This is a genomic window from Herbaspirillum sp. GCM10030257, assembly GCF_042666555.1.
Lineage (GTDB): Bacteria > Pseudomonadota > Gammaproteobacteria > Burkholderiales > Burkholderiaceae_D > Noviherbaspirillum.
In genome coordinates, this window is record NZ_JBHTDH010000004.1 from 43812 (window position 1) to 64535 (window position 20724).

The window sequence follows — 20724 nt, forward strand, 5'->3', positions numbered from 1 at the left end:
TGCCGGCTTTGGGGGACGTCGCCTGGCTTAATACGACGACCTGTACCGATACCCCTTGTAATTGAGGATCATCCCGCTGGGGGTCATGCGTTCGAGGGTCAGCCCGGGGGCTATCTCGTCGCCATCGCGTAATAAACGCTTATTGATCAACACGGAACGGTCGGCCTTGTTTGCCGAATAGATGTAACCACCAATCGTGAGTGCCGGAATTTGCTGCTGTATCTGCGGCGGTAAATCGCGCACGCTTCCCACCGCCGGCTCGGTGGCTGGAGCGGCTGGAGTCGTGCTGGCCGTAGCGGTATCAGAGTTGGCAGCGTTGGAAGAAGCGGCGGGCGCAGTTGCCGGGACGGATTTCTTCGGAGCCTCGGGCTCGCGCGCCGGCTTTTTCTCGACTGGTTTGCGCGCAGGTTTTTCTGTACGTGCCTGCGGTGCTTCGGGCGGGCTTTCACGTGTTGCCTTGGGTGGTGTCACGGCTGAAGGCGGTACCTGCGCTGCTTCCGCCTTGGTCGGCGCAGGGGACGGTGGTGCGGGTTGCGTAGTCGCCGGTGCTGGCGATGCAATCTGGGCCGGTGGCGCAGCGGCGGGCGGGGCCGATTGCGTGACTGCAGGTGCTGGCATCTGCGGCGTGACAGGGACGACCGGCGCTTGCGCAACAACTTGCGGTGTTTCAGGCGAAGGTACCTGCACCGCTTGATCAGAACGCGTGGCGAACCACGTTGCGCCTGCTACCGTGACCACGGCTGCCGATAGCAATGCCCACGGCCATGGCTTGTGCCAGACCGAGTCACGTTGCGTGCGTTCGTAATACGTTGCGGGGGCTGGGGTCACCGGCGGCGTGGTGCCGCGTCGTTCGGCTTCAGCTTTTTTCAGTGCGTCGAGAATATAGGACATCGGTATCTCACTTCATCGTGTCGCGCAGACGCGGTTCGTCGACGCCCACGGCACGATTGATATGCATCGCAGTTACGGGGCCGAGGACGCCGTCGACATGCAGTCCATGCGCCTGCTGGAACATGTCTACCTGTTTCACCATGCGTGGACCATATGTGGTGCCGGCTACCGGTGGTTCGACGCCGTTCAGGGTCGACAGTTGTGTTGCCAGCCAGTCTACATGTGTTCCTGAATCGCCAAGTTTGACTGCGCCGGTGAAGCCGGGGGGAGTACGCCACAAGGTAACAAAGTCGCCCCGGAAGTAACGTCCCAGCACGGCGAGCTTGACCTTTTGTTTAACATCGCCTGCACGTAACGTCGCTTCGGTGTCGCTCAATTCGGTGAGCAGAAGGTGGAATACCTGCTTGCGCTGATCCTGCAGCTTGATGGCGACCGGTCGGTCGAGAGCGCGGATTTCACCAAAGCCGCCAGTGCTCCAGTGGCATCGCACGCCGATTTTTTTCGCGGCTTCGCAAGGGTCGTCACCTTCCAGCGTCACACCCCAGAAACGGGCAAGCTGGCTGACCGCCGCATGTTCGTCGCGAAGGCCGGCGCTCGAGCTGCCATCCTGCTCGGAAAACAAGGCCTGCGAATCAGCGGGGGCAGGTACAGTGTCAGTGCCAGCACCAACGCTGTCGGCACGCGCCTCCGTTGATGTTGCGAGTGTCACCTCGGCGACTGGCGATGGCGCCGGCGCAGCCTTCTCTGCAATCGCGGTGTCGGCACTTTTCGGATTTGCCGGCGTTGTCCGTGCGCGATCACGTTCACGATCAGCAGCACCGCTGGTCGTGGCCGGTTTCATCGCAAGCGATTGCCGCAAGTCCGGCGAAGTGACGGCATAGCCAATCCCGCCCGCGATAATCGCGCCCGCGAGCACGCCAACCAGCGCGCCTCGCCATGCGGGCTTTGGCTTCGCTGCCTGCATGCGGCCTTCATTGATCAGCAGCTCCTCACCCGCCATCTCGATGATATTGCGGTCGATCACCTGGGTATTGTTGGCATAAGCGCCCAGCATCGCGCGGTCGCAAAGCAGGTTGATCCGGCGCGGAACACCGCCGGTCAGCCGGTGGATTTGCCTGATCAGCGCCGGCTGGAATGGCGACGTCGTGTTCAGGCCTGCAGTGGCAAGGCGGTGCTGGATATAGCTGGCGGTTTCCTCTTCGGTCAGCGCGGTCAGGTGGTAATGCGCAATGACGCGCTGGGCGAGTTGTTCCAGGTCCGGGCGCGCCAGCATGGTGCGCAATTCAGGCTGGCCGATCAGGATGATCTGCAGCAGCTTGCGCTCATTGGTTTCCAAGTTGGTCAGCAAGCGCAACTGTTCCAGTACCTCTGCCGACAGGTTCTGCGCCTCATCGATGATGAGGACGTTGTTGCGCCCCTCCGCATGCGCTGTCAGCAGGAAGCTGTTCAGTGCATCGATGTAATGCTTGTTGCCACGTACGCCACGCGCATCGTCGGCCAGCGTAATATGGAATTCATCACAGACCGATTGCAGCAACTCACTGACACTGAGCTTGGGATTGAAGATATAAGCGACATTGCAATTCGGCGGCACCTGCTCGAGGAAACAACGGCATATGGTGGTCTTGCCGGTCCCGATATCGCCGGTCAGCACCACTACACCGCCGCCACTGTCGATGCCATACAGCAGATGCGCAAGGGCCTCGCGGTGCCGGTCACTCATAAAAAGGTAACGCGGATCGGGCGAAATGGAAAACGGTGCCTGGCGCAGCTGGAAGAATTCTGTGTACATAGGCGGTAGGAAAAGCGACCCGCAAGCATATCATGCATGTCGAACCGGCAATTTGCGGGGACACAACGTCGAACCGGTGGAAGGTGATGACGAATGCCATCGGTTTGATAGAATGCAACAATGCTATGTCGGCAAACCGTGCAAGACAGGCAACAGCAGTACGACAGCACTAATATATACGGAAAGCCTGCATGAATTCCACGACCTTTGTCCCCTTGGGCTGCCGTGAATGCCGCGACGGCGCGGGACTCGAATTTGATTTCACCATGGCATTTCAGCCTATCGTGAATATCAAGCATCGCACTGTTTATGGCTATGAAGCCTTGGTCCGCGGCGTGGATCAGCAGTCTGCAGGCTGGGTGCTCGGACAGGTAAATGAAAGCAACCGGTATCGTTTCGATCAGGCTTGCCGTGTCAAGGCCATCGAACTTGCGGCCAGACTGGGCCTTGCCGACAAACCGGATTGCCTTTTGCATATCAATTTTCTGCCTAACGCCGTGTACCGCCCTGAAACATGCATCCGGGCCACGCTGCAAGCCGCGCAGGAATTCAACATACCCACCAGTCGGCTGGTGTTCGAGGTCACCGAAGGCGAACAGGTGCACGATGAAGCGCATCTGCACGGCATTTTCACGGAATACCGGAGACAAGGTTTCTCGACTGCGATCGATGATTTTGGCGCTGGCTATTCCGGCCTCAATCTGTTGGCCAACTTCCAGCCCGACATCATCAAGCTCGATATGGCGCTCACCCGCAACATCGACAAGGATCGCGTGCGACGCTCCATCGTTTCCGGCGTCATGCTGGTATGCCACGATCTCGGTATCCGGGTGATTGCGGAAGGTGTCGAAACCGAAGAGGAGCTTTACACGCTGGAGGATATGGGCATCGAACTGTTCCAGGGCTACCTGCTGGGGCGGCCGGCCTTCGAAGAACTGCGCGAACCGACCTGGCCCGCCTGAGCGCTGGTCATTCATGGGCCGCCGTTACCACTATCACGTCTACGTCGTTGAATTGTCCGGCGACGTGCTGTACGAAGCACGTTTTCGTAAAGCCAATCCCGACTATGTCAGCGGCAAGCCATGTGTCTATGTCGGGATGACGGGCTTGAATCCCGATCTGCGCTTTGACAAGCACAAGGCCGGCATACAGGCCAATCGCTTTGTACAAGAGTACGGCCTGCGATTGCTGCCGCAACTCTATGCCATGTATAACCCCATGCCCTACAACGGTGCGCGCGACATGGAAGTCGAACTGGCGATCGGCTTGCGTGAATCCGGTTATGGCGTCTGGCAAGCCTGACACCTCGTCCTGCCTGCACACGAACTTTTCCTGACAGCTAGCGCACTTGCCGCCTGCTCCTTTTCGTACCCCGGCTTGTAATCAGCCTTTCAACGAAGGTGTGTTTGCCACAACAGTGTGACAACTTTCAGCGGTTGCCGGTATACGGAGCGCTTGAGTTACGGCAATATTTGTATACAAAAAATAAAATACACGTTACACCATTGGACGGCTAATTTTAATGCGTTCCTACCGTCACATCGTCATCTGGAGCCTTGTAGTGAATCTGATAAGCCGACTCTCCATCAAGCAAAAGCTTTTGTGCAGCATGGCTTTATGCCTATTCCTCTATGCGATTATCTCGTCCGCGCTGAGTGTCATCCTGACCGGCAAGGGAGCCCGGGAAAGAGTGGTTGAACAGGAATTGCCTGCGGTGGTCGGCGAGATTCGCAACGACATTCTGCGTCAGATCGGTGATCCGCTCGCCATGTCGCGCAGCATTGCCCAGAACAGCTTTTTGCTGGATTGGGAAGCGCAGGACCTGCCTGATGCAGGCATGGATGCCTGGCTGCGTTACGCCAGACAAATCAAGGACAAGAACAAGGCTGCGTCAGTGTTCTGGGTATCGGGTGCGACCGGCAAGTATTTTACGGAGGCGGGCCTGAACCGCACCCTCGACAAGAACGCAGCGAGAGATCAATGGTTGTACTCCTTTCTGTCCAGCGGCAAACCCTATACCCTCAACGTCAATAAGGATGTGGGCGCCAATTCCTACATGTTGTTCATCAACACGCGGGCCGACGCCGGCACCGACAAACCGGTGGTGGCTGGCCTCGGCCTGTCTATCGACGCCCTTGCGAATGCCATCCGCTCTTATCGCGTCGGTGAGTCCGGATTTGTGTACCTGGTACGTGCCGACGGCAGCTACCTTGTGCATCGCGACCCGACCGTCATCGACGGTAACCACTTCATCAAGGATAGTCCGGGATTTTCGGCAGAGTTGAGCAGCAAGCTGCTGGGCGGCGCAAAATTTACGCATGCCACCTATTCGGCAAAGAATGGGACGCAAATCGTTGCGTCGTCCTTCGTGCCCGAGTTGAACCTGTACGTGATCGCTGAAGTGCCCGAGGCGGAAGTGCTGGGCAATGTCGCCCGATCAGCGATGATTTCCGCGCTGGTTGCTGCACTGGTTGGGGGAGGCATCGGCCTTCTGGTGATCTTTCTGATCAGTCGCGCGATTGCCGCGCCGGTGGCGCGCGCTGCCAACATGTTGGGCGAAATCGCCGACGGCAACGGCGACCTGAGCCGTCGCATGAAGGTGGAATCGGCTGACGAAATCGGCGCACTGGCCGATGCGTTCAATCGCTTCGTCTCATCACTCAACCAGACGGTGGGTGAAATCCGCAAGAGCTCCGATACGATTGCTGCTGCTTCAACGCAGATCGCGGCGGGCAATATGGACCTTTCCTCGCGCACGGAAGCACAAGCATCGAGCCTCGAGGAAACCGCATCCGCCATGGAAGAACTGACCGCGACGGTAAGGGCCAATGCCGAAAGCGCAGAACAAGCGAATCGCCTTGTGATGACGGCGTCGAGCCAGGCCGTCAAAGGTGGGGAGGTGGTCGACCAAGTGGTGCAGACGATGGGGTCCATCAAGGACAGCTCACGCAAGATCGTCGACATCATCGGCGTTATCGACAGCATCGCATTCCAGACCAATATCCTCGCATTGAATGCCGCTGTCGAAGCTGCGCGCGCAGGTGAACAGGGCCGGGGCTTTGCGGTGGTCGCCGCGGAAGTGCGTACTCTTGCGCAACGCAGCGCGGGTGCCGCGAAGGAGATCAAGGCACTGATCGACGACTCGGTGGACAAGGTAGAGGCCGGCAGCACACTGGTCGACCAAGCCGGAACAACCATGGAGGAGATCGTGGCGTCAGTCAAGAATGTCACGGCCATCATGAGCGAGATCACCACGGCGAGCCATGAACAGAGTGACGGCATCGGTCAGGTCAATCTCACGATCACGCAGATGGACAATGCGACACAGCAGAACGCCGCGCTGGTGGAAGAAGCCGCTGCAGCCGCGCAGTCGTTGCAGGATCAGGCGGCGAACCTGGCACGGGTCGTCAGCGTGTTCAAGCTGGATGAAGCGCAAGGGATGGCAGGAGGGCGTTAATCTGTGTTGGGCCAGAAGCCTGACCGCTAAAGAGAATACTTAAATGGCCGGCGACCGAGCGTCCAAATGCAATTAAGGTACGTTCGCTCTTGAATGTACGGCTCCTTCCTCCTAACAGGGGGAGGGGACCTGACGGCGCTTGTTGCAAGGTCGATTAATTCGCTTGCCTCGCTAAAAGCCCAAAAGTGACGCCGCTCCTGAGTTGACGTTCAGGCCGGTAGTAGTCATGCCGGTACCGGTTCCTGTCCCAGTCAGGGTTGTGTTAAAGCCTGCACTGGTCCCGGTTCCTACGATGCCGGTTGTCCCGGTACCAATGCCAGTAGTACCAATGCCGGTAGTACCAATTCCCGTAGTGCCAATCCCGGTCGTCCCGACCCCGATAGTTCCGATGCCCAGCCCTCCGGTGCCGGTCGTAAACCCGCTCGGACTGGCGCCCAGTCCCGATGTGCCGATTCCGGTTATGCCCGTCCCTGTCGCAGCCCCAGGGGTGCCGCTGCCAATCGCGGTCACGCCTGTACCGATGCCGGATGTTCCAAAGCCGCTACCTACTGCGCCGACTCCCGTACCGGTGGCGCCGGTCCCTATACCCGTAGTGACATTTCCAATACCAGTAGGGAGGGTTCCCGCACCGGCACCAATCGTTCCGGTGGCACTGGCGGGAACGGTACTCGATGCAAAGCGTGTCTGTGGCAATACCGCGCCGCGTATTTCTCCCGCGGGGAAAGATGTGCTGCGCACATTGATAAAGAAATTACCTTGCCGGAGCGCCGCATACTGTGTTTCCGTCAGCGTGCCGCGCGCGGTCCAGACGCCGCTGCCCGCACTTGTTTCGGCGAGAGCAATGACCGCTGGTACAGTGAAGCCTGTTGGGTTTTCCCGAAGTTCAGCGCCATTGCTCACCATGCCGGTCGTCAGCACTGCAGCGCTAAATATCCGGTTCACCGGATTGATCGTGATTGCCGCCGCACCTTGTGCCGCGGTAGTCGTAGCTGGTATGGCCTGCGCGCCGCTCAGCGCTGCAATAAAACTGACGGTGGAAGGCAGAACGGTACCGACAACAGAAGTGGCAGTGCCCGCACCGGCCACTTGTGGAATGATCTGACCGCGTATTTCGCCTTCGGGAAACTGCTGGCTCAGGGCGTTCAAATGCAGGTTGCCTGCGATCAGGTTGCTGTATTGGTCTGCGGTGAGCACCGTGTTGGCTGCCCAGATGCCGCTGCCCGGCAAGGCTTCCGCAATCGAAAGGACCACTGGTCCCAGTGTGCCCGGAGGCGCCTGCCCGAGCTGCAGCAAGCTGCCGGCAAGATTGGTCGTGGTTGTTACGATCAGCGCCTGTCGGCTTGAAGCATTGGCGACCACGACTGCGGCACCCTGTGCTGTCGTTGCGCGAGGAGGCACTTCATCCAAGCCCGTCAGGGTTGCCGCGAAAGTTTCCTGCGCTACCTGAACCGCCGGTTGCGTTGCTGCGGGAGTGAGTGCTGCGTTGCCAGTGCCACTATCGCCGCCGCCACCGCCGCAGGCCGTCACGCCAAACAACGTTAGTAACGCGACACCGCGAGTCAGGCGAATGCGGATATCTTGAGGAACGAAGTTGTATGGCCACATGGCATCTCTCCGAAATCGCCGCCGACACCAGCGGCTGGGCGGCTATCTATACCGGCTAGACGAAATCTTCCGCTGCCTGCGCACGCTTGCCGCATCCGCGGTGCATGCAGCGTTTGTGCCAGGCCCGCGCCGATGCACGCCAAGTCATCGGCTCCTCTATAGCGCACTGGATGCAGATGAAACTTTTGCAGTCGCTGAATTACATGTCAGGTAAGAACTACGCGCGGCAATGCAAAATCTGGACGATGCGAGTGTCTGCACATGTCTGCACATGCATGCAAGTGTCTGCCGAACGATGCAGCTCATGCGGTCCGCGTGCTTCTAAACGGGACCGGGTGCATCCACCAGGCCGCACCGGCGAGCACGAGATAGGTCAGCAACAATTGCTGCGCGACGGCAGTACCGTTATCCGGCTGCTCCAGCAAACTGTAGACCTGGACAGCGCTCATGGCGAGGCCGAGCAGCAGATAGCGTTTGTTGTAATCCCCAGCCAGCGGCAGGCACCAGGCGATACCCATCCACAGCAGCGCAAGCTCGAGCAGCAAGGCAAAGACCTTGTAATTCCACCAGCCGAGGCCGACCTTGGCGCTGTCAAACCAGAGCGGCAAGTCCGGCATATGGACCAGCAAGTCGAGGAGCCAGTGCGATAGCACGGTCAACCCAACGACCGCCGTTATCCGGTTACGTGCATTGTTTTTGGGAAGGAGTAGCCAGCATAGGAAGGCGGCCGCCAGTGCCCAGGCCAATGCCGAACTCAGGCTATGGGTGTACGGCATGAAGTACAGATCGAGGTCGTTTGAAGCGTTGAAACCGGGGATGATCCTTAGCTTTTCGACGCCCAGCAAGACCAGCCCACCCCAGAACAAGTCGATCAGCTGGCAGGCGATAAAGAGAGCCGGCAACGGCAACTCCGGTGCCAGCCTTTTGGCGGCAAACGCTGCCGAATAATGTCCGATGAACATGGTTTTCCTCCTTTTTTTGCGGAACGTGTCAACTCTGTTGCGGGCAGCCTGCACGTTCGCTCCCTGCGGCGATTAAACCGGAACACAAAGGTTTAAGCCATAACATATTTATGGCATATTGCTATAGATAAACGTTTTTCGAGCGCGTCACGCGTCGGTGTTGCCAGACAGAGAAGAGGAACAGGGGGATATCCAATGCTATTTTTGAAAAGTACGGCAGCGCCGGTCGCACCAGGTGTATTTACGGTGGATGTTGCCGCCAAGCCGCCGGGTAAAACCTTCATGATCTATATCGCCGTCGATGCGGCCAACCCGCCAGCCGACTTCATTGGTGCCATCGAGGACATGGGTTTCAAGCAAGTGCTTACCAAGCCTTATACCCATCATGACGGCAAGAAGATCATGGACATCCATTTCCAGAAGGGTGGAACCGATATCTTCGAAGGCTGGAAGGAGTCCGAGAAGGAAGCGAATCTCGCGCAGATGCAGGACGTGCTGGGCAAGTTCAATGTGACATTCACGCCGAGAGTGATGTCGCTAGCGGAAGCGTTTCGTTAAGTCCGAGTGAAACGACTCGACCCGGTATAAAAAGGCATGAAGGGAGCCATAAACTTCGGACATGTAGGGTGGCGCAATATCTCTTCGCGCATAGCAGCTGGAAAGATGTGCATAAGGCAATAGCCATCCGGCCTGGCGCTCCCAAAACCGGCAACGAAGTGCTGCCATCTGCATTCCGGCCATGTTCGATTGGCCACATTGCAGGTTTGTGCTAGTCTACGATTCCCGTTGTCAACATGGTCACCGAGCATGTGCGGCGATGGGAAACGCTGTTTGATCACTTCCCCGATCACGGGAAATACAAGGCGGGACCGCGCTGGTTTGCGGCACCGACCTGTCCACGGAACGTCCGGCCTTACCAGGCCGGAGACGCACCGCAAACGATGGCGAAACGTTTGCACAACAATGCCTGTTGTGTCCCCGGTCTGCTTTACCGATGCGGCCGAGGGAATGCATTCCTTGGCGATGTAATGCGCCAGACCAGAATGAAAATTGCCGCGCGGCCGTTTTTCGGCACGCGCTGAAGGCGTTATTGCCGCGGCTTTTTTCATCGGCCGCATCGGACAGCGGCCGGTACGGAAACTTATTCTTAGAAAATACAACCATGAACAAGCTGGAACAAGACGCACTTGAATATCACGCCGGCGCGCAGCGCGGCAAAATCGCTATCCAGGTCACCAAGCCGGTCGCCAGTCAGGCGGACCTCTCGCTGGCCTATTCGCCGGGCGTCGCCGTGCCCTGCATCGAGATCAACAAGGACCCGGCCAAAGCATATGAGTACACCGCAAAAGGCAACCTGGTCGGCGTCATCACCAATGGCACCGCGGTGCTGGGCCTGGGCGACATCGGCGCACTGGCCGGCAAGCCGGTCATGGAAGGCAAGGCAGTGTTGTTCAAGAAATTTGCCGGCATCGACTCCTTCGATATCGAGATCGACGAGAACGATCCTGAAAAGCTGGTCGAGATCATCGCCGCACTGCATCCCACCTTTGGCGGCATCAACCTCGAAGACATCAAGGCGCCGGAATGTTTTTATGTCGAGCGCAAGCTGCGCGAACGCCTGTCCATTCCGGTCTTTCATGACGACCAGCATGGCACTGCGATCGTCGTCGGCACCGGCTTCCTGAATGCCCTGCACCTGACCGGCCGCGACATTTCTCTGGCCAAGGTGGTGTGCTCGGGCGCGGGTGCGGCGGCGATTGCCTGCCTCGATATGCTGGTTGACCTGGGTGTGCGTCGTGAAAACGTGTATGTCTGCGACAGCCGCGGCGTACTGACAACCGACCGCGAACTGACCGAGGAGAAGCGTGCATGGGCCCAGACGACCGATGCGAAGACACTGTCCGACGTGATCGGCATGGCAGATGTATTCCTCGGCTTGTCCGGCCCCGGCTTGCTCAGCCAGGAGGATGTTAAGAAGATGGCTGCCCGACCCATCGTGTTCGCGCTGGCCAATCCGGAGCCCGAGTTGCGCCCGGAGCTGATTCGCGAAGTCGCACCTGACGCGATCATCGCCACCGGCCGGTCAGACTATCCGAACCAGATCAATAATGCATTGTGCTTTCCGTACCTGTTCCGTGCCGCGCTCGATACCGGCGCAACGACCATCAACCAGGACATGAAGCGCGCCTGCGTGGTGGCGCTTGCCGAGATGGCGCGCAGCGACGAACAGTTCGGCCGCGATTACATCGTGCCGACTTTGCTGGACAAGCGCTTGTTGATCGGAGTGACACCGCGGATTGCGGCGGCGGCGCAGGAGAGTGGGGTGGCGCGCAAGCCGGTTGATGCAAGGCAGTATCGCTTGCAACTGGAAGCGTTGGCGAAGACCTTGCTGTAATCATCGTCGCGACAGCGTCCTCATAATAAAAAACGCGGAATGCATGTGATGCACTCCGCGTTTTTTATTTTCGGCTTCGTATCGTCTTGCCAGGTTAATCGCTTTTCAGAATCCGCTCATGGAAAGCGAGATGATCGTCGATGAAGGTCGAGATGAAGTAATAGCCGTGGTCATATCCTTCATGCCGGCGTAACGTAAGCGGTTGCTTGGCCTGGGCACAGGCTTGCTCGAATTGTTCAGGCAGCAGCTGCTCTTTCAGGAATTTGTCGCCCAGACCCTGGTCGATCAGGATGCCTTGCGGGAAAGGTGTCTGCCGCTTCTTCATCAGTTCGGTGGCATCGTGTTCCAGCCAGCTTTCCTGATCGTTGCCGAGGTAGCCGGTGAACGCCTTTTGTCCCCAGGGGCAACGGCTAGGCGCGGCAATCGGGGCGAAGGCGGATACGGATTTGTATTTGTCGGGGTGGCGCAGTGCCAATGTCAATGCGCCGTGTCCGCCCATTGAGTGGCCGAAGATGCCGGTGCGGGTTTGGTCGGCGTTGAATTCGCTGAAGATGAGCGAATGCAGTTCCTGCGTGACGTAGCTTTCCATGCGGAAGTGCTTGCTCCATGGTGCCTGGGTGGCGTCGAGGTAGAAACCTGCGCCTTGGCCGAAGTCCCAGTCCTTGGTGGCATCGGGTATGCCGGTGTTGCGGGGGCTGGTGTCGCAGGTGACGAGCATGATGCCGCGCTGGGCGGCGGCGCGTTGGGCGCCGGCCTTGATCATGAATGTCTCTTCTGTGCAGGTAAGGCCGGCGAGGTAGAAGAGGACGGGGACGAGCTGGTGTTCTTCCACCGGGGGATGGAAGACGGAGAATTGCATGGGGAGGCCGGTGGCTTCCGAGTCGTGGCGGTAGAAGGATTGGATGCCGTTGAAGCAAGGGTGTTCGGAGAGGATTTCTAGCATGGGGGTGCCTGGGCTGGTAGTTGTTGCGTTGCTGGGTTTTCTTCTCTTCGGTGATTCAGGTCTGTTCGTTCTTCGTGGATGCCAGCCGGGACTGGCCCCGGCGGGCCACTTACCTTCTTTGCTTCGCCAAAGAAGGTAAGCCAAGAAAGGCGACCCCGCTTCGCCGCCCTTCGGGCGTCTGCACAGGGGCATTTTTAAACCCATCCCCACCCTAACCCTCCCCTTGAAAGGGAGGGAACTTCGGCTCGCTCGCTGCGCATCGCATTGCCGGTTGCGGCTCCTAGGACTTTGCTCGGACGGCAATCCATCCTCATTACCTCCCAACATCAAGAACGTCCCCTCCCTTTCAAGGGGAGGGTTAGGGTGGGGATGGGTTCTATCCCATCGTTGTAACCTACAACTCAATCGTTTAATACCGCATTACCACGCCTCGGTCGTCCGCGAAGGCTTCATCACGCCTGCACATCAGTACATCACCACCGACCGAATCGATTCACCACTCTTCATCAAATCAAAGCCCTCATTAATCCTGTCCAGCGTAAGCTTGTGGGTAATGAGGTCGTCGATGTTGAGCTTGCCTTCCATGTACCAGTCAACAATCTTCGGCACGTCGGTGCGTCCCCGCGCGCCTCCAAACGCCGAGCCTTTCCATACGCGTCCGGTGACTAACTGGAAAGGACGGGTGCTGATTTCCTGGCCCGCGGCGGCGACGCCGATGATGACCGACTGGCCCCAACCCTTATGGCAGCACTCCAGCGCTTGGCGCATCGTGGTGGTGTTGCCGATGCATTCGAAGCTGTAGTCGGCGCCGCCATCGGTCAGCTGCACGATGGTATCAACGACGTTGTCCACTTCCTTGGGATTGACGAAGTGGGTCATGCCGAACCGGCGAGCCATGTCTTCGCGCGCCGGATTGATGTCGACGCCGATGATCTTGTCGGCGCCGACCATGCGCGCGGCCTGTATCACATTGAGGCCGATGCCGCCAAGGCCGAACACCACGACGTTGGCGCCGGCTTCCACCTTGGCGGTGAACAGTACCGCGCCGACACCGGTGGTGACGCCGCAGCCGATGTAGCAGACCTTGTCGAAAGGCGCGTCCTGCCGAATCTTGGCCACCGCGATTTCAGGTACGACAATGTGGTTGGCAAACGTCGATGTACCCATGTAATGGAATAGCGGTTTGCCGCCGATGGAGAAGCGGCTGGTGCCATCCGGCATCAAACCTTTGCCCTGGGTTGAACGGATTGCCTGGCAGAGATTGGTCTTTTGCGACAGGCAGAATTTGCATTGCCGGCATTCCGGTGTGTACAGCGGAATGACATGGTCGCCTTTCTTGAGGGAGCGCACATCCGGTCCCACGTCCACCACCACGCCCGCACCTTCATGGCCGAGAATGGCAGGAAAAATCCCTTCCGGGTCAGCGCCGGACAGCGTGTAGTAATCGGTGTGGCAAATGCCGGTCGCCTTTACTTCAATCAATACCTCGCCGGCGCGTGGGCCTTCCAGATCGACTTCTTCTACGGAAAGCGGTGCGCCTGCTTTCCAGGCAATCGCGGCTTTGGTTTTCATCGACAGCTCCCGGGAATGAATAAACGCCTATTGTATGTCGGCTGACGAAAGAAGTTTGCGCAGCCGGTCGCGCGGCCGCATACGCTGCGGTAATCGCTTGCAGAGCCTGTTTCAGGACATCAGGTATTGCGTATCGTCACCAGGCGCGACAGGCCGAACAGGTTGACCTTCTTGACCGACTCAACGTGCCAGTCGTATTTCAGAATCTGCTCGTCATAGCAAAAGGTCGAACGAAAGCCGATACGTGCCGCCAGCTTGTGTACCGCGCGTTCCATCGCCCACCAGAATCGGCTGCCGCTGAAATGATTGAGGATCAGTATCGTGCCGCCTTTGCGGCAGACACGGCGGATCTCCGCGACAAGTTTTTCCGGATGCGGCGTCACCGACAGCACATAAGGCATTGCCACACAGTCAAACGAGCCGTCAGGAAAATCCATCATCTCTGCATTCATCGCTATCAACTCGATATTTCGGCCGTGCAGTTCCCTGGCGCGTCCGCGTGCGATCTCCAGCATTTCGTTGGACAGATCAATGCCGACTACGGAAGCGGTCGCGGGATAGCGGGCGAGGGTAAGGCCGGTGCCGACGCCGACCTCCAGAATGGAGGAGGGGTGTGCGGCGTTAACCGCATCGGTCAGTGCTTGTCGGCCGGGTTCGAATGCGGCGCCGAACAAACTGTCGTAAAGCGGCGCGTAAAAACGGTAAGTGTTGACTACATTGTCGACTGAGATTTGAGCCATACGCGTTGGGAAGTAAGTTGAGCGGAGTGTTCTATGGAAAGACCAGTGAGCTGTCTTGCTATGGTCAAACTGATAATTAAGACATTTGGACGCGAGAAAGTTCATTGCCGCTGTCACGCGGTAAGGACGCCTTCTTCCTTTACAAGGCTGCCTGACCGACAGATTCCCTGTTTAATCCGCTTCCCCTTTGCGGATCAGGACTTATCGCCGTTTTACCTTGTCATGGGAATCGTAAAAAGCAGGGTCCTTTTTCTGTACCCATTTCACGAATTTACGTATCTCTTCATTTTCTAGCAGCCGCTCGGGCGTGTGGTAATACTGGGCAAGCTCGCGTTCGCTGAATACCGAATGAATTTTATTATGGCAAATGCGGTGCATTCTGACCGTCTCCCGGCCGCGGTAGGTTCGGGGTACCAGATGATGCTCGTTGACCGACGGACCTTGAATCAGTTCGCGACCGCAGAGAGGACAGGTTTCCATCGCGCTATCGTAGCATTTGCCCGGCAGGCACGATGCCAGGCGATGACGGCCTACGCCTGGTCGATGAGATCCTGACCAGGATGAAACAGGTGCAGGTCAAGACGGACATTGCTCCTGCTTGCCAGTTGTCCTCTGTCACAACGCCGCAAGCATGCAGTCCTTTTATGCTGCGGGATTTCGCTTGACGAAGAAAAGCGTGGCGCCGACTGCCATCAGGACACCCCCAAAAAACATGTTCTGCTTCTTGATCGCGGCGGAGTCACGGAAATAACGTTGCATGGACGAGGCTGCTAACGCGTAGCCGTGCATGACGACCAGATCGACCGCACAAGTGGTTGCCGCCAGGATCAGCAATTGCGGCAGCAGTGCCGCATCGCGCGAGATGAATTGCGGCAGCACCGCCACCATGAAAATAATGCCTTTGGGATTGGTCGCGTTCGTCAGGAAGCCAAGAAGTACGCGCCGACGTGTAGCCGGGACCGCCAGGTTTGCGTGCGAGCGAAGGTCGGGCTGAACGTTCACGCGTGATCGCCACTGGCTGAAGCCAAGATAAATCAGGTACAGGGCACCAATGGTCTTAACGATACTGAAGGCTAATTCAGACGCAAGCAGCAGCGAGCCGACACCCGCGCCGGCGATAAACAGGATGAGCAGGAGGCCGGCCTGCAAGCCAAGGATGGTGGCGGTCGTTTTCCTGACGCCATAAGAGAGGCCGTGCGACATCGACAGCACCGCGCCGGAGCCGGGCGAGACTGCAATCAGGCAGGATGCAAAGAAGAAGGTAATCCAGGTGGTAAGGCTCATGATCAATTCCTAGGCAAGACGGCACATTATGCGTGTTTGCCTGCGAGCTTGCACGGCCTGGGTATTGTCTTTGTTTTTAATTCAGGAGGAGCCAATCGTTTTGCTATTGATGGCGAGTCAAGGCAACCAGAGGGCGACAGAAGCGATTTCATGTCGCGTTATGGGGTGGGTTGGTATTGGCACATAGTGCGTGCGGATTCCATCATCGCGTTGCTCGACTTGATCAGCTCGCTGGGTGCGCCTTGTGTACGCTCAGGGCAAACCGGCTCCCGGTACCTGCACACGCATGGCTTGTATGCGTCCGGTTCGTTCGGCGAGTGCACGTTGCTCCCCGGAGACACGGCCGGTCACCATGAACAATGTGCGGCGCTCGGGGCCGCCCAGCGCACAGGCGATCGCCTGCTCAGGAACCGCTATCCTGTCCAGGATTGCGCCGCCTTCCCGTACGCGCAGGAATTCAGAGGTAGGCGGCGACGCCACCCAGATTGCACCTTCGGCGTCCAGGCAGATGCCGTCGGGCGAGGCGTCGCCCAGCGCTGCCCACACCCGCCTGCGGCTGAGCGTGCCATCGTCGGCGATGTCGAATGCCGTCAGCCGCTTGCCAAAGGTTTCCGCGACGATCAGCGTTGCATGGTCCGGTGTAATCACGCAGCCGTTTGGAAACAGCAAATCATCGGCAACCTGACGGACACTGCCGTCGGTATCAACCATCATCAGCACCGTCGATTGCACCGGTGCCCGATTAAGCAGGTCGAAACCGAAATTGCCGATGTAGGCACGGCCGCGATGGTCGACCACCATGTCGTTGCAATGGTGCGGCAGGATGCTGCTGAGATCGGCCACGGTATTGAGGCCGTCGTTGTCCAGGCGCAGCAAGCGGCGGTCGCTCATCGACACCACCAGCATGCGTCCATCCGGAAGCCAACCCAGGCCCGATGGCTGGCCTGCGACTTCGCACACGGTTTCGGGTTCGCCGCCCATTCGCAGTCGCGTCACCTTGCGCGTATAGAAGTCGGAAAACCATAACATGTCATCGTGCCAGCGCGGCGCCTCCGCAAAGGCGAGTCCGTCGACGACCGTCTCGATGTGTATGCCTGGCTGCATGGGTCTCTCCTGGGTGCGATAGGGCTTTTAATTGTGGTTGGTATTTTTTATCATTTATCTTGCCGACTGGAATGAATGCATGCCACGCTGCGCGCGCATCCGTGATGCTCTGCAGACGCGTTACTTTGGCCGGGGATCCTGCAGGTCGCTGCCGGGCAGCGACAGGCGGTCTGCCCGCAGGTCGCGTACGGCATTGGCGACGGCACGCGCGACATTGCGCGTCTCTTCCTGCACCTTGTCGTCAAGATCCAGAGTTTCATGGCTCTGCGCATAGGATTCGTAATAGCCAATGAAACGATCCAGCCGCGACTGCTTGCCGGCGTCAATCAGGCCCATCCAGTCAAGCCAGTCGGACAGGCTGCGCCGCACCCCTTCGATACCGGCGACATCGCCGTGCACGACTACACCATACACACGTCCCGCCAGATGCTTTGGATATGACCAGCCGGCATTTTCCATGGCCTTGGCTTTTTCGGCGTCCTTGCCCGAAGTGCTGGTCGGATCGGGATTGCCGCCGTCGGCGCAGACCAGCCTGTCCATCATCAACTTGAGCACGCTTGGCGCTTGGTACCAGTACACGGGTGTGAGGATGATGACCGCGTGTGCGGAAACCCACTTTTCGTAGATGTCATTCATCCAGTCATTGGTCATGCGCAGTCCATGGTGGGGATAGCAGCTGCAGGGCCAGTGGCACAGCGGCATCGCGGTCGATGCGCATCCCTTGCACGGATGGATATGGCGGTCATAGTCTGAAATCAGCAGACTCAGGTCGAGCAGGTCCACTTCGATGCCTTGCCCGGCAAGTACTTCGCTTGCCAATTGGGTCAAGCGGAATGTCTTCGACATTTCGCCGGGGCAGGAGCCGTCATTGCGTGCCGAGCCGCAGATCAGCAATACACGTGAAGGCGTCGCGGGATCCTTTTGTCGCACTTCCGCCGCGAGCAGCCGCTCGTGCGCTTCACGCCATTCGAGCGACAGATCGTAATCGGGATCGGCAAAACCTGGCCCGGCCTTGGCGATGACCGGCGCCTTGTGGCCTTGAATATAGTTGTCCCATGCAATTTCTTCGACGCTGCGCAGCGCATCCCTCGCTTTGTCGAAAGCAGGGTCCATATAGGAGCGGTAGAAGCGGACGCGGAATTCATCGCGTGTCAGTTTGGGCGGAGCTTGTCCGGTGCGCGGTTTGGTCATTGTCGACGGGAAAGAAGAGGTGATGCGTCGATTCTACGCACCGGCTCCCGCCGTGGACTTGCTGAAGCTCAAGCGGAATCCAAGGGTTCCGCCTGGGTCAGAAATACATGCTTACTGGTGGAAACGCCGTTGCGCGTGACGGCGATCACCGTCATGACGCAGCTTCTGGAGACCCGGCGGTTCGCCGCCAAACCACATCCATTGCGGATCGGTCGCGCCCCGATTCAGGCACCAGGTATGCCAGCGCATGGTCGCGTAGAACCCCAGAGCGATGGCAGTCAGGGCAAGCAGGACCGCAGCGCCTATCCATGCAAATACGATAACCAGCGATACGTCTGGAATCGTCTTGCGGGCAAAGAAAATAATAATGGCGGAAATCGCGATCACGCAGGTCAGGACGCGAGCGAAAAATCCGAAGCGGGCCTTACGGGTCATCATGCCTCCTTTCGGCGATGCGGCTGTAACTCAAGAATACCAGATGCGCTGTCGCAACCTGAAAACTGATTGCATGTACGGCCCCGCCAGACTAAGAAGGAAGGGTTCATACCGGTTGGAGATCACATAGCGTTGGATGGTTCAGTTCTGACTGCGCGTAGGCGCGGGTCAATGTCGATTGACCGATACCAAGCACGCAAACTCGGTTTCCTCCGGGCGGTCATATCGGCTTGATACCAGATTATTCATTATCAGCGCCACGCCGGCTTACCTTCTTCCACACCCATGACCAGACTCCTCTTTGCCGGCACCATCTTTACCAGCGCCTTCCTGTTGTTTCTGGTGCAGCCGCTGATGTCGAAACAGATTCTTCCCTGGTTTGGTGGTTCGGCAGCGGTCTGGGCAACCTGCATGGTGTTTTTCCAAGTCGTGTTGCTAGCCGGGTACGCTTATGCGGACCTGACGACACGCCACCTTGGTCCGCGCCGCCAGGTGGGCTTGCATATTGTGCTATTGCTGGCCAGTGCCATGCTGTTACCCATCGTCGCCGATCCCGGCTTGAAGCCGGCAGGAGGCGACGATCCGGCGTTGCGCATCCTGCTCCTGCTGATACTGACGATAGGTTTGCCGTATTTTCTTCTGTCGACCACTGGGCCACTGGTACAGGCCTGGCTGACGCGTTCGGTTGTCGATGCCCGCGTGTATCGCTTTTATGCCTTGTCGAATTTTGCGTCCTTGCTGGCGCTGGTCGCTTATCCCTTTTTGATCGAGCCGCGCGCGACGCTGCTGTCGCAGGCAATGGCATGGTCAGTGCTGTATGGCATGTTTGCCGTGTTGTGTGCTTTGTCGGGCCTCATGTTTGCACGGCATGCGACACTGCGTCCTCTTCACCATTCAACCGCAGACGATACGCATGCACTGCCTGAAGCCGCTGCCGCTCGCACGCCCACTTTGGGCGACCATGCGACCTGGCTTGCCCTGTCGGCAATGGGGGCGTGGATGCTGCTGGCGGTGACCAATCACATTACTCAGAACATTGCGGCGGTGCCTTTCCTGTGGCTGTTGCCCCTGACGATTTATCTTCTTAGCTTCATCCTGTGTTTCGAAAGCGATCGCTGGTACCGGCGCAAACTGTTCCTGTTGCCGGTTACCGGTGCACTGACGCTGTGTGCCTATGGTTTGCAGGATGGGGTGTTGGGTTTCAATATCCGTACCGCGATTCCCCTTTATGCAACCGGACTGTTTTTCATGTGCATGTTCTTGCATGGGGAACTGGCCATGCTGCGACCGGCGCCACGCTATCTGACCCGTTTTTACCTGATGCTATCGCTGGGCGGTGCACTCGGCGGCATTGCGGTCGGCCTGCTGGCGCCGCGGCTCTTGCCTGGTTATTACGAACTCGGCATCGGACTGGTTATCGTGGCCTTGCTAGGAAGCTGGCTGTTTCGGGAACAGCTGTTGCTGATGATTGGAGCATTGCTGCTGGCCTTGCTGTGCGGCAGCTTTTTTTACAAGCAAGTTGCAGCCGGCCGCAAAGATGCCCATACGCTGGTGCGTAGCTTTTACGGTAGCCTGCGCACTGCCGATACGCATCATGTCAACACTATCGACAACGTGCGTGGCTTGTACCATGGCTCGATCCGGCACGGCGAGCAATATCTCGACCCGGCACGGCGCAGGGAGCCGACCAGTTACTATGGCCGGGAGTCCGGCATAGGTCTTGCGATCAACAATGCGCGCAGGGATGCGCGCAAGATCGGGTTGATCGGACTGGGAAGCGGTACGCTGGCCGCGTATGGACGAGCCGGCGATGTGTATCGTTTTTACGAAATCAATCCGCAAGTGATCGAGCTGGCGCAATCAGAATTCAGCTTCCTCAAAGACAGTCAGGCGCGCATCGACACCGTGCTGGGCGATGCGCGCCTGACCCTGGAAAAGGAAGCGCCGCAGGGATTCGATGTGCTGGCGGTTGATGCTTTTTCAGGTGACGCCATACCGGTGCACCTGCTCACGCGTGAAGCGATGGATGTATACCTGCGTCACATGCGACCGGACGGCATCATCGCCTTTCATGTGACCAATCGTTTTCTGTCGCTGGCGCCGGTGGTGCAACAAATCGCCGTGGCGCATGGCCTCAAGGCCTTACTGATCCATGACGACGGCATGCGCACTACACGGCACAAGACCGACTGGGTTCTAGTGGCGCGCGATGCGCGCACGCTCGATGCGGAGGTTTATCGCAAGGGCAGCACATTGATCCCGGTCATTCCGGGCTTGCGTCCATGGACCGATGATTTCAACAATCTGTTTGACGTTCTGAAGTGAAGGTTGCCTCAGCGTGCCGATTTAAGTC

18 protein-coding genes are annotated in these 20724 nt (G+C 58.3%); 6 read left to right on the plus strand and 12 right to left on the minus strand.

All coding sequences use genetic code 11. The annotated features are described in order from the left end of the window. Positions 1 to 27: 27 nt before the first annotated feature. Together ACFQUU_RS07130 and ACFQUU_RS07135 are read right to left on the minus strand one after the other, a co-directional pair. Complete coding sequence (locus ACFQUU_RS07130) at positions 28 to 891, minus strand: general secretion pathway protein GspB (RefSeq protein WP_382244740.1); 864 nt, start codon at positions 889 to 891, stop codon at positions 28 to 30. A gap of 7 nt (positions 892 to 898) precedes the next feature. Further along, positions 899 to 2683 (minus strand): AAA family ATPase, encoded by a 1785-nt coding sequence (locus tag ACFQUU_RS07135; protein WP_382244743.1) that lies wholly within the window; start codon positions 2681 to 2683, stop codon positions 899 to 901. A gap of 191 nt (positions 2684 to 2874) precedes the next feature. Here ACFQUU_RS07135 and ACFQUU_RS07140 point away from each other — a divergent pair, with 191 nt between their 5' ends. The 3 genes from ACFQUU_RS07140 (at position 2875) to ACFQUU_RS07150 (ending at position 6140) form a co-directional block, all read left to right on the plus strand. After that, positions 2875 to 3645, plus strand: a complete 771-nt coding sequence (locus ACFQUU_RS07140) for an EAL domain-containing protein (RefSeq protein WP_382244746.1) — start codon at positions 2875 to 2877, stop codon at positions 3643 to 3645. A gap of 13 nt (positions 3646 to 3658) precedes the next feature. Beyond that, positions 3659 to 3985: a hypothetical protein gene (locus ACFQUU_RS07145; protein ID WP_382244749.1), complete on the plus strand. Its 327-nt coding sequence runs from the start codon at positions 3659 to 3661 to the stop codon at positions 3983 to 3985. 259 nt (positions 3986 to 4244) lie between these two features. Continuing rightward, positions 4245 to 6140 carry a methyl-accepting chemotaxis protein gene (locus ACFQUU_RS07150; protein ID WP_382244752.1) on the plus strand — a complete coding sequence of 632 codons (1896 nt, stop codon included), beginning with the start codon at positions 4245 to 4247 and terminating at the stop codon, positions 6138 to 6140. A 171-nt stretch (positions 6141 to 6311) separates the two neighbouring features. Here ACFQUU_RS07150 and ACFQUU_RS07155 read toward each other — a convergent pair whose 3' ends face one another. Both ACFQUU_RS07155 and ACFQUU_RS07160 read right to left on the minus strand, forming a co-directional pair. Beyond that, positions 6312 to 7745 (minus strand): CHRD domain-containing protein, encoded by a 1434-nt coding sequence (locus ACFQUU_RS07155; RefSeq protein WP_382244755.1) that lies wholly within the window; start codon positions 7743 to 7745, stop codon positions 6312 to 6314. Positions 7746 to 8047: 302 nt separating this feature from the next. Further along, positions 8048 to 8707: a hypothetical protein gene (locus ACFQUU_RS07160; RefSeq protein ID WP_382244758.1), complete on the minus strand. Its 660-nt coding sequence runs from the start codon at positions 8705 to 8707 to the stop codon at positions 8048 to 8050. Between the two features lie 195 nt (positions 8708 to 8902). Here ACFQUU_RS07160 and ACFQUU_RS07165 point away from each other — a divergent pair, with 195 nt between their 5' ends. Next, the gene (locus tag ACFQUU_RS07165) at positions 8903 to 9265 is read left to right on the plus strand and encodes a hypothetical protein (RefSeq protein ID WP_382244761.1); all 363 of its coding nucleotides are present in this window, start codon (positions 8903 to 8905) and stop codon (positions 9263 to 9265) included. Between the two features lie 604 nt (positions 9266 to 9869). After that, complete coding sequence (locus ACFQUU_RS07170; RefSeq protein ID WP_382244764.1) at positions 9870 to 11102, plus strand: malic enzyme-like NAD(P)-binding protein; 1233 nt, start codon at positions 9870 to 9872, stop codon at positions 11100 to 11102. 94 nt (positions 11103 to 11196) lie between these two features. On the opposite strand, the gene fghA is transcribed toward ACFQUU_RS07170, so the two are convergent. The 8 genes from fghA to ACFQUU_RS07210 all read right to left on the minus strand — a co-directional run bounded on the left by fghA (position 11197) and on the right by ACFQUU_RS07210 (position 18374). After that, entirely contained in the window at positions 11197 to 12045 is an 849-nt protein-coding gene (fghA, locus tag ACFQUU_RS07175) for an S-formylglutathione hydrolase (protein WP_382244767.1), read from the minus strand. A 465-nt stretch (positions 12046 to 12510) separates the two neighbouring features. Next, on the minus strand, positions 12511 to 13617 hold the full coding sequence (locus tag ACFQUU_RS07180) for an S-(hydroxymethyl)glutathione dehydrogenase/class III alcohol dehydrogenase (protein ID WP_382244770.1): 1107 nt from the start codon (positions 13615 to 13617) through the stop codon (positions 12511 to 12513). Between the two features lie 119 nt (positions 13618 to 13736). Continuing rightward, positions 13737 to 14357 (minus strand): class I SAM-dependent methyltransferase, encoded by a 621-nt coding sequence (locus tag ACFQUU_RS07185; RefSeq protein WP_382244773.1) that lies wholly within the window; start codon positions 14355 to 14357, stop codon positions 13737 to 13739. Positions 14358 to 14558: 201 nt separating this feature from the next. Beyond that, positions 14559 to 14837 carry a hypothetical protein gene (locus tag ACFQUU_RS07190; protein WP_382244775.1) on the minus strand — a complete coding sequence of 93 codons (279 nt, stop codon included), beginning with the start codon at positions 14835 to 14837 and terminating at the stop codon, positions 14559 to 14561. Positions 14838 to 14999: 162 nt separating this feature from the next. After that, positions 15000 to 15641, minus strand: coding sequence for a LysE family transporter (locus tag ACFQUU_RS07195; protein ID WP_382244778.1), 642 nt, complete (start codon positions 15639 to 15641; stop codon positions 15000 to 15002). Positions 15642 to 15893: 252 nt separating this feature from the next. Then, entirely contained in the window at positions 15894 to 16745 is an 852-nt protein-coding gene (locus ACFQUU_RS07200) for an SMP-30/gluconolactonase/LRE family protein (RefSeq protein ID WP_382244781.1), read from the minus strand. Positions 16746 to 16865: 120 nt separating this feature from the next. Beyond that, positions 16866 to 17936 carry a flavodoxin family protein gene (locus ACFQUU_RS07205; protein ID WP_382244784.1) on the minus strand — a complete coding sequence of 357 codons (1071 nt, stop codon included), beginning with the start codon at positions 17934 to 17936 and terminating at the stop codon, positions 16866 to 16868. Positions 17937 to 18047: 111 nt separating this feature from the next. Beyond that, positions 18048 to 18374: a hypothetical protein gene (locus tag ACFQUU_RS07210; RefSeq protein WP_382244787.1), complete on the minus strand. Its 327-nt coding sequence runs from the start codon at positions 18372 to 18374 to the stop codon at positions 18048 to 18050. 282 nt (positions 18375 to 18656) lie between these two features. Here ACFQUU_RS07210 and ACFQUU_RS07215 point away from each other — a divergent pair, with 282 nt between their 5' ends. Then, entirely contained in the window at positions 18657 to 20696 is a 2040-nt protein-coding gene (locus ACFQUU_RS07215) for a fused MFS/spermidine synthase (RefSeq protein WP_382244790.1), read from the plus strand. The last annotated feature ends 28 nt before the right edge of the window (positions 20697 to 20724 follow it).

Coding starts and splice junctions, on each gene's coding strand:
- ACFQUU_RS07205 (WP_382244784.1), bottom strand. CDS start 17,936: ATGACCAAACCGCGCACCGGACAAGCTCCGCCCAAACTGACACGCGAT.
- ACFQUU_RS07160 (WP_382244758.1), bottom strand. CDS start 8,707: ATGTTCATCGGACATTATTCGGCAGCGTTTGCCGCCAAAAGGCTGGCA.
- ACFQUU_RS07180 (WP_382244770.1), bottom strand. CDS start 13,617: ATGAAAACCAAAGCCGCGATTGCCTGGAAAGCAGGCGCACCGCTTTCC.
- ACFQUU_RS07185 (WP_382244773.1), bottom strand. CDS start 14,357: ATGGCTCAAATCTCAGTCGACAATGTAGTCAACACTTACCGTTTTTAC.
- ACFQUU_RS07190 (WP_382244775.1), bottom strand. CDS start 14,837: ATGGAAACCTGTCCTCTCTGCGGTCGCGAACTGATTCAAGGTCCGTCG.
- ACFQUU_RS07145 (WP_382244749.1), top strand. CDS start 3,659: ATGGGCCGCCGTTACCACTATCACGTCTACGTCGTTGAATTGTCCGGC.
- ACFQUU_RS07130 (WP_382244740.1), bottom strand. CDS start 891: ATGTCCTATATTCTCGACGCACTGAAAAAAGCTGAAGCCGAACGACGC.
- ACFQUU_RS07200 (WP_382244781.1), bottom strand. CDS start 16,745: ATGCAGCCAGGCATACACATCGAGACGGTCGTCGACGGACTCGCCTTT.
- ACFQUU_RS07195 (WP_382244778.1), bottom strand. CDS start 15,641: ATGAGCCTTACCACCTGGATTACCTTCTTCTTTGCATCCTGCCTGATT.
- ACFQUU_RS07210 (WP_382244787.1), bottom strand. CDS start 18,374: ATGATGACCCGTAAGGCCCGCTTCGGATTTTTCGCTCGCGTCCTGACC.
- ACFQUU_RS07140 (WP_382244746.1), top strand. CDS start 2,875: ATGAATTCCACGACCTTTGTCCCCTTGGGCTGCCGTGAATGCCGCGAC.
- ACFQUU_RS07165 (WP_382244761.1), top strand. CDS start 8,903: ATGCTATTTTTGAAAAGTACGGCAGCGCCGGTCGCACCAGGTGTATTT.
- fghA (WP_382244767.1), bottom strand. CDS start 12,045: ATGCTAGAAATCCTCTCCGAACACCCTTGCTTCAACGGCATCCAATCC.
- ACFQUU_RS07215 (WP_382244790.1), top strand. CDS start 18,657: ATGACCAGACTCCTCTTTGCCGGCACCATCTTTACCAGCGCCTTCCTG.
- ACFQUU_RS07155 (WP_382244755.1), bottom strand. CDS start 7,745: ATGTGGCCATACAACTTCGTTCCTCAAGATATCCGCATTCGCCTGACT.
- ACFQUU_RS07135 (WP_382244743.1), bottom strand. CDS start 2,683: ATGTACACAGAATTCTTCCAGCTGCGCCAGGCACCGTTTTCCATTTCG.
- ACFQUU_RS07170 (WP_382244764.1), top strand. CDS start 9,870: ATGAACAAGCTGGAACAAGACGCACTTGAATATCACGCCGGCGCGCAG.